General features: G+C 68.3%; 1 protein-coding gene. It reads right to left on the bottom strand.

Going from position 1 to position 944, the window contains the following annotated elements; translation table 11 throughout:
- Positions 1-575 (bottom strand): urease accessory protein UreD (locus JMF90_RS38565; RefSeq protein WP_201326491.1); only part of this gene is annotated, 575 nt, incomplete at its 3' end.
- Positions 576-944 lie beyond the last annotated feature (369 nt).

Here is a 944-nt window from a genome sequence, read left to right as displayed (position 1 = left end):
AGCAGCGTGCGCTCGGTGCAGAGCGGCCGGCCGTCGGTGGCGACGAGCGCAGAGGTCGATGCAATGCGTCCCGCTGCCCAGGTTTCGCCGGCCGCCTGCCGGCCGAGCTGCGTCGCGTCCCAGCCGATCGCGCTTGCCCCTTCGCCGAGCGTCACCGTGAAGTCGAGCGCCGCGTGCGCCGCGTCGAAGAACAGGTTGTTCTGCGGCAGCCAGTCGAGCTTCGCGTGCGCGCCGACCGTGATGCCGATGCGCTGCGTCGCATCGAGACCGTTCGACTTGTACCACTTGGTCGCGCCGGGCGTCGTCAGTACCGCGTGCGTGCCGTCGCCGAGCGCGATGTCGATGTCGAGCCGGTCGCCGCCCGCGACGCCGCCCGGCGGATGGACGATCACCGCATGGCAGATCGCGTCGCCTTCCGGGTACAGCGGCCGCTGCACGCGCAGCGGGCCGTCGTGCAGCCGGTGCGCGAGCGTCGTGCGCGCGCCGTGCCGCTCGAAGCCGAGTTCGAGGCGGCCGCGCCACGACTTGGCGACGGCGGGCCGGGACAGCGGGGCATGCGAATCGGGAGCGGACATCGGCGGCGAACGGGAAACGAGGAAGCGGGTGCGAAGAACGTGGATGCTACCGGAACAATAATGCAGATGCGGCGTTCGTTGAAAGCGCCGGGTTGGGTCGAATCCCCAATCTTCTGCGTGACAAGCATGGCCGTACATGTTCCGATGGCGCGCCGTGCCGTGGAGCGTCAGAGCAGTGCGACGGGCCCGAGCGACACGAGAATGGTGGCACGCTGCTGGCGCGTTTATGCCTGGCTCGGTGGCATGGTGTCGGTCTCCGTGTCGGCTGACGCGTGTTCGCTGTCCAGCGCGGCGAATTTCTCGCGGAGCGCCGACTCCTGCTGTGCGAACACCTCCGGCTTTTTCTTTTTGAGATTCTCGAGGTTGATT

The organism is Burkholderia sp. E168m23 (assembly GCF_016586125.1).
GTDB classification, from domain to species: domain Bacteria; phylum Pseudomonadota; class Gammaproteobacteria; order Burkholderiales; family Burkholderiaceae; genus Burkholderia; species Burkholderia orbicola.
The sequence above is the reverse complement of the archived record's forward strand: the minus strand, read 5'-3'. Positions and strand labels throughout refer to the sequence as shown.